Genomic DNA, 6,602 nt, shown 5'->3' with positions numbered 1-6,602 from the left:
GCGTGGGCGTGACCTGCCCGGGCACCGGTGGTGGCGGCGGTGGTGGCGGCGGTGGCACGACCACCGAGCTGCAGAACAACGTGGCCGTGACCGGCGTGTCGGCGGCGACGGGCGCCGACAACGACTACTTCATCACGGTACCGGCCGGTGCCACCAACCTGGTGATGTCGATCTCCGGCGGCACCGGCGATGCCGACCTGTACACCAAGGCCGGCAGCGCGCCGACCACCAGCAGCTACGATTGCCGTCCGTACAAGACCGGCAATGCCGAAAGCTGCACGGTGGCAGCTCCGGTGGCTGGCAAGTACTACGTCAAGGTCCACGCCTACGCGGCCTACTCCGGCGTCACGGTGAAGGCTTCGTACAGCACCGGCGGTGGTGGTGGTGGCGGCGGCGGTGGCGGCAGCACCTCGGTCAACTTGCCGACCGTGAGCACCGGCAACTTCTCCGCGACCTTCACCCAGGCGGTCACCGCGGGTCATACGGCGACCATCTCGATCGCCGGTGGCACCGGTGACGCGGATCTGTACGTGAAGGCCGGCAGCGCGCCGACCACCAGCAGCTACAACTGCCGTCCGTACAAGACCGGCAACAGCGAGACCTGCACGTTCACCCCGACCAGCAACACCACCTACTACATCAAGGTGCGTGCGTATCAGACGTTCTCGGGTGTGACCCTGACCACCAGCAGCAACTGATCCTCACGCCCTTCGCGTGATGGTGTAAACAGGAACCCCGGCCTCGGCCGGGGTTCTTCATTTGGGAGCATGGCTGGATAGGCGGGGCGTGGCTGGCGACAGCGCCGGAGTTCAGCCCACCGGCTCGAAGCGGTTGGCGTCGCGATTCTTGCGCACGCTGGCCGGGTCCCACACGCGACCGTTCATGGCGATGTAGACGCCGTCGGGCAGGGTCTGCACCGCGGCCACCGCGCAGCCGATGTTGAACACCGCGTCCGAGCCCTGGAAGCGGGCGGGATTCAGCGCGCCGGTCAGCACGATCACCTTGCCCTTGATATTGGCCAGTTCGCGCGCGGTCTCCACCATGGTGTCGGTACCGTGGGTGACCAGCACGTGGCGATGCGGCTGTGCCTCGATCGTCGAGCGCACCAGTGCGCGATCCTCGGCGCCCATGTGCAGGCTGTCCTTGCGCAGGATCGGGATCACGTCGAACTGGAACGCCACCCCGAGCTGGCCGAGTATTTCGCCGATCTGCGGCGCGCCGATCTTGTAGTCCGACTTGTCGTCGAAGTAGATCTTGTCGATCGTGCCGCCGGTGGTGACGATGGTCAGATGCTGCATGTTGGTGGGCCGTGGAAGGGAATCCCGGCATTTTACCCGTGCCGACTCCTCCGTGCCGCAGGACGCGGTCGCCCAAGGCGGACATTGCCCGCCTGCGGTGCGCGCTAGCCCAGCAACAACGCGGTATTGTCCCCGTCCGGCGCCACCAGTCGGTCCAGGCCGAGGCGGACGAAACGGCGCAGCGCCGCCGCCGGCCGCGGGTCCGCATGAGCGCTCGACCAGCTCGCCTGTCTCGCCAGCATGGCCGCCGCCGCGCAACGCGCCAACGTGAACGCGAGGCCGCGGGCGCCCGATTCCAGGGTTTCGCGCCCGGCCGCATGCTGGTCGAGCCAGCGCGCGGCCGCGTCCAGCGTCTGCCGGATCGCGCTGGCCGCGTGCATGTCGTCGTTGCCGTCCAGCCAGTGGGTGCTGGCCGTGCGCAGTGCACCGAGGCTGTCGCCGGCCAGCGCGCGCAGGCTGTCCAGCGACAACACATTCGTGGTGCCTTCCCAGATCGCGTACACCTGCGCGTCGCGCAGCAACTGCGGCAGGCCGGTGTCCTCGATGTAGCCGGCGCCGCCGAAGCATTCGATCGCCTCGGAACAGACCTGCACGGCCAGCTTGCCGGTCCACAGCTTGGCCAGCGGCGTCAGCAGGCGCAGCAGCGCGGCCTCGTGCGGAGCGGCCGTGCCGCGTTCGACGCGGCCGAGCAGATGGGCCACCTCGAATGCCAGCGCAAACGCGCCCTCGAACTCCGCCTGCATGTCGGCCAGCGTCTGCGCGTGCAGCGGCTGCTCGATCAATGGCCGTCCAAACGCCCGCCGCCGCGCGGCGAAGTCGCGCGCCAGGCTGATCGCGCGTGCCATGCTGGCCACGGCGCAGATCCCGTTCCAGGTGCGGGTCACGTTGAGCATCGGCGCCACCTGGCGCACGCCGTGGGCCAGTTCGCCCAGCGGCCAGGCGGGCAGGCCGTCCAGATGGATCTCCGCGGTGGGCAGTTCCTGCGTGCCCAGCTTGTCCTTCAGCCGGTCGATGACCAGTTCGGGTTTGCGCCGATCTCCGTCCATCGTCTCGACGTAGAACAGCGCCAGCGCCGCCGTGCCGCTGCCCGCGCCTTCGGGCCGCGCCAGCGCCAGCGCGGCCTCGCCGACCACCGCCGAGCTGAACCACTTGCGCCCGTACAGCCGCCACTGGCCGCCGGCATCCTGTCGCGCGACAGTCTCCGTATGACCCACGTCGGAGCCGCCGGCGTTCTCGGTCATCCACTGGCCGCTGAGCCAGAACGTCGATGCATCGCGGCTGAGGAAACGCGGCAACACGCGCTCGATCAGCTCGCGGTTGCCCGACGCCCTGATCGCGGTGGCGGCGCCGTCGGTCATCGCCAGCGGGCAGGTATAGAACTCGCTGGCCAGGTGATACAGGTAGACGCGGGCGAACTCCTCCAGTCGCGCATGCTCGCTGTCCGCATGGCCGGCGGCGAGCACCGCATGGCGCGTGGTGATGCCAGGACCTTCCTGCCAGGCCGTGGTCAGCTCGATGCGATCGACCCGCCGGCCCCACGCATCCCACTGCGTCAGCACCGGCTTGCGCCGCGTCGTGTTGCACGCGCGGAGCCATGCCATCTGCGCGTAATCGCCCAGCGCATCCAGGTCGGCATCCAGCGCCGCCCGCCGTTCCGCAGGCAGCGCGCGATCGAGCAGGGCCAGCAGCGAGCGGTCGCTGCGATACGGGTGGGAAAGTTGCGGCGGGTTCTGCAGGAAGGCCATGACGTGCTCCGTCCATAGTCGAGGTGTCGAGTATAGGCACGCAGGCATTCGGCGCGTTGCGCTGGCATGATCGGAAAAGGCGGGATCGGAAAGCGAGCCGGCTGCACCTGGACTACGGAATCTCCAAGACGGCAGCGTTCAGGCACGAGGAACAGAGCTATGCGGCCACAACCATTGATCTGCGTGAGAGATGTCGAGGCGAGCAGTCTCTGGTATCGACGTTTGCTCAACTGCCAGAGCGCCCACGGCGGGCCGAATTATGAGCGTCTGGTGGCCTCCGGCGAGCTGGTCCTGCAACTGCATCGCTGGGGAGTGGAGCATCACCACGGACAGATCGGCGATCCGGCAAATCTTCCCCCCGGTAACGGGCTGCTCCTCTGGTTCGAGGTCGACGACATTGACGCAGCAATCATTCGGGCCGAGGCCCTGGGTGCCGAGATCCTGACGCCCCGCCAGCGGAACCCGCCCGATGGAGAAGGCGGTCCGAACCATTGGGAGATATGGCTGCGCGATCCGGATGGATACAAGGTCGTCCTGGCGAGCCCGGATGGCACCGCTGACGGTGACTGGCGACCCTGATACGGCGCGACAAGGGAGCAGCTTGAGCTGCTCCGAGATTACGGGAGTCGACGGTCCAGCCCCGCAGCTTCACGCTGACGAGCCTCGGGCGTGGCATCGACGGGTAACCCGCCAGGCATCATGCAGCGTCCCGGCTGCGCGGCTTGCGCTTCACCCCAGCTCCCAGTGCCCCGATCAGCAACACCGTCAGCACAACCTCCGCCACCGCCAACCAGCGCTCTGTACCTGCCGAGCTCCATGCCTCCGACACCCCGTGGCAGAAGTAGAACAGGCTGAGGATGCCGACCCAGAGCAGGGCGCGGCGCACGTCGCGGAGGGCGAACAGGGGCAGCAGCAGGGGGACGACGGTGATCGCCAGCAGCAGGGTGATCGGCATGCTTTGCGGCGGGAACAGCCAGGCGTGCCAGACCAGTTGCAGCACGACGAGCAGGGCCCAGGCGATCAGGCCGAGGCGGTAGACCGGCAGGATCGGGGCGCGGGTGGCGGCGCTCATGGCGTGGCCGCCAGTCGACGGGCCACGTCGGCGAGGCGGCGGCCCAGGGCGCGGGCCAGTTCGCGTTCGTGGTCGCTGATCGGGTTGTCGCCCTTGGCGCCGGCCACGTGGCTGAGGCCGTATGGCGTGCCGCCGGTCTGTGTGCTGGTGAGTGCCGGTTCGGTGTAGGGCAGGCCGACGATCAGCATGCCGTGATGGAGCAGCGGCAAGGCCATCGTCAGCAAGGTGGTTTCCTGGCCGCCGTGCATGGTGCTGGTGGAGGTGAACAGCGCGGCGGGCTTGCCGGCCAGGGCGCCGCTGGCCCACTCGGCACCGGTGGTGTCGAGAAAATGTTTCAGCGGCGCGGCCATGTTGCCGAAGCGGGTGGGGCTGCCCATCGCCAGACCCGCGCAGTCGAGCAGGTCCTGCTTCTGCACGTAGGGTGCGCCGTCTTCGGGTTCGGGCGGCTGGGCCACTTCGGTCACCGGCGCCACCGGCGGCACCTGGCGCAGGCGCGCGCGCATGCCGGGCACTTCCTCGATGCCCCGGGCGATCAGCCGCGCGAGCTGCGCGGTATGGCCGCTGCGGCTGTAGTACAGGACCAGGATTTCATGATTCATGCAGCGTCGACTCGGGCGTTTGAGGCTTTCACGGCCAATACGCTAGTGTACCGGCCGATACCCACCATGTTGGTGGTCATCGTCGGCGCCCGCATGGGCTCAGCGACGAGAGGACCGTGATGATCCGGCGTTTCAATCGCGACCGCACCAGGACGTTCAGCCGCTTCATCTGGCAGCGCTTCATCGACGACAAGTGCTTCGAGACGGCTGGCGCGCTTTCGTACACCACGCTGGTGTCGCTGGTGCCGTTGACGGTGGCGGTGCTGGCGATGTTCTCGGCGTTCCCGGTGTTCCAGCCGGCGCGCGACACGCTGATCAATTTCGTGTTCAACAATTTCGTGCCGTCCACCGGCGAGGCGGTGCAGGCGACCATGCTGGGGTTTGCCGCGAACGCCAGCAAGCTCACCGGCATCAGCATCCTGGTGATGCTGTTCAGTGCGCTGTCGATGATGATCAGCATCGAGGACCGGCTGAACCGGATCTGGCGCGTGCACCAGGCGCGCAGCTGGGGTTCGCGCCTGCTGCTGTACTGGGCGGCGCTGACACTGGGGCCGATCCTGGTGGTCGGCGGCATCGCGACGACGTCCTACGTGACGGCCGCGCCGCTGCTTCACAACGCGGTGGACCAGTTCGGCGCGCTGACCCAGGGCCTGCTCAGCGTGCTGCCGTTCGTGGTGACGTTCTTCACCTTGTGGCTGATGTATGCGGCGATCCCCAATTGCAAGGTGTCGCGCCGCGACGCGGCGATCGGTGCGCTGCTGGGCGCGGTGCTGTTCGAGATCGCGCGCTGGGGCTTCGGCCAGTTCGTGCAGCACGCGCAGACCTACCAGCAGATCTACGGCGTGCTGGCGGCGATTCCGATCTTCCTGCTGTGGATCTACCTGTCGTGGGTGATCGTGATCCTGGCCGCGTCGATCGCTGCGTCCGCCTCGGCTTTCGAGTATCACGCGCCCAGGGAAACCCTGCCCGAGGGCGCGGAGTTCCTCGGCCTGCTGGTGGTGCTGCGGCATTTCGTGGAGGCGCAGCGGCGCGGCGATTGCGTGGACCCGGCCGACCTGCGGGTACGCGAGCCGTATTTGCGCAGTGCGCTGATCTCGGCCTATTTCGACGACCTCGACCAGGCCGAGCTGATCCAGCGTGGCGAAGCCGGCGGCTGGCTGCTGTGCCGCAGCCTGGACAGCACCGACCTGCTGCGCGTCTACCGCCACACCGACTACCGCCTGCCGCTGCAGCCAGTGGAAGAGGCGGCGACGCTGGGCATCGAACTGCCGCCCGAACTGCTTGCCATGCTGGCCGACCTGGCGGCCGAGCTGAAGGCGAAACTGGGCGCCCGGCTCGACGAAATCTATCCCCCGGCCGCCACGGTGGCGGCTGACACCGAGGAACTCCCCGCATGACCCTGCTGCATTCCGCCTCGTTCCGCTCCGCCGTGTTCGGCCTGGCGCTCGCCTTCGGCCTGGCCGCACAGGCGGCCATGCCGGAGCGCCCCACGCTGCACGTCACCACGCTGGACGGCAAGACCTTCGACCTGTCCGCGCAGCGCGGCAAATGGGTGATCGTGAACTACTGGGCGACCTGGTGCGTGCCGTGCATCAAGGAGATGCCGGACATCTCGCGCTTCGTGGCCGGCCACAGGAACGTCGCCGCGATCGGCCTGGCCTACGACGACAGCGAGCCGGCGGACATCAAGGCCTTCATCGCCAGGCATCCCGTGGTGTACCCGATCGCCCAGGTCACGCTGGAAAAGCCGCCGAAGGATTTCGACGAGCCGCGAGGCTTGCCGACGACGTACCTGATCAGTCCGGACGGCAAGGTGGCCAAACACATCGTGGGGCCGGTGACCGAGGCGTCGCTGGCCGCGCTGATCGGCCAGCCGTGATGGCCACGC

8 protein-coding genes are annotated in these 6,602 nt (G+C 68.1%); 4 read left to right on the top strand and 4 right to left on the bottom strand.

The features are described from left to right. The coding region (locus tag UU7_RS07445; protein WP_238530904.1) for a PPC domain-containing protein at window positions 1–698 on the top strand (698 nt) is incomplete at its 5' end. Window positions 699–809: 111 nt separating this feature from the next. Here UU7_RS07445 and UU7_RS07440 read toward each other — a convergent pair. Beyond that, on the bottom strand, window positions 810–1,298 hold the full coding sequence (locus UU7_RS07440; protein ID WP_007806907.1) for an asparaginase domain-containing protein: 489 nt from the start codon (window positions 1,296–1,298) through the stop codon (window positions 810–812). 104 nt (window positions 1,299–1,402) lie between these two features. Then, window positions 1,403–3,043, bottom strand: a complete 1,641-nt coding sequence (locus UU7_RS07435; RefSeq protein WP_007806906.1) for an acyl-CoA dehydrogenase family protein — start codon at window positions 3,041–3,043, stop codon at window positions 1,403–1,405. 159 nt (window positions 3,044–3,202) lie between these two features. Here UU7_RS07435 and UU7_RS17630 point away from each other — a divergent pair, with 159 nt between their 5' ends. Then, window positions 3,203–3,622: a VOC family protein gene (locus UU7_RS17630; RefSeq protein ID WP_007806905.1), complete on the top strand. Its 420-nt coding sequence runs from the start codon at window positions 3,203–3,205 to the stop codon at window positions 3,620–3,622. 118 nt (window positions 3,623–3,740) lie between these two features. On the opposite strand, the gene UU7_RS07425 is transcribed toward UU7_RS17630, so the two are convergent. Both UU7_RS07425 and wrbA read right to left on the bottom strand, forming a co-directional pair. Then, window positions 3,741–4,115 carry a DUF2069 domain-containing protein gene (locus UU7_RS07425; RefSeq protein WP_007806904.1) on the bottom strand — a complete coding sequence of 125 codons (375 nt, stop codon included), beginning with the start codon at window positions 4,113–4,115 and terminating at the stop codon, window positions 3,741–3,743. Beyond that, window positions 4,112–4,714 (bottom strand): NAD(P)H:quinone oxidoreductase, encoded by a 603-nt coding sequence (gene wrbA / locus UU7_RS07420; protein ID WP_007806903.1) that lies wholly within the window; start codon window positions 4,712–4,714, stop codon window positions 4,112–4,114. The genes UU7_RS07425 and wrbA overlap by 4 nt, the downstream gene beginning before the upstream one ends. Window positions 4,715–4,833: 119 nt before the next feature. On the opposite strand from wrbA, the gene UU7_RS07415 reads away from it, so the two are divergent. Both UU7_RS07415 and UU7_RS07410 read left to right on the top strand, forming a co-directional pair. After that, on the top strand, window positions 4,834–6,111 hold the full coding sequence (locus tag UU7_RS07415; RefSeq protein WP_007806902.1) for a YihY family inner membrane protein: 1,278 nt from the start codon (window positions 4,834–4,836) through the stop codon (window positions 6,109–6,111). Then, the gene (locus tag UU7_RS07410; protein ID WP_007806901.1) at window positions 6,108–6,593 is read left to right on the top strand and encodes a TlpA family protein disulfide reductase; all 486 of its coding nucleotides are present in this window, start codon (window positions 6,108–6,110) and stop codon (window positions 6,591–6,593) included. The genes UU7_RS07415 and UU7_RS07410 overlap by 4 nt, the downstream gene beginning before the upstream one ends. Window positions 6,594–6,602 lie beyond the last annotated feature (9 nt).

The sequence above is a fragment of the Rhodanobacter spathiphylli B39 genome (assembly GCF_000264295.1).
GTDB lineage: Bacteria > Pseudomonadota > Gammaproteobacteria > Xanthomonadales > Rhodanobacteraceae > Rhodanobacter > Rhodanobacter spathiphylli.
Note: the sequence above shows the minus strand (reverse complement) of the source record. Positions and strands in the feature narration are given on the sequence as shown.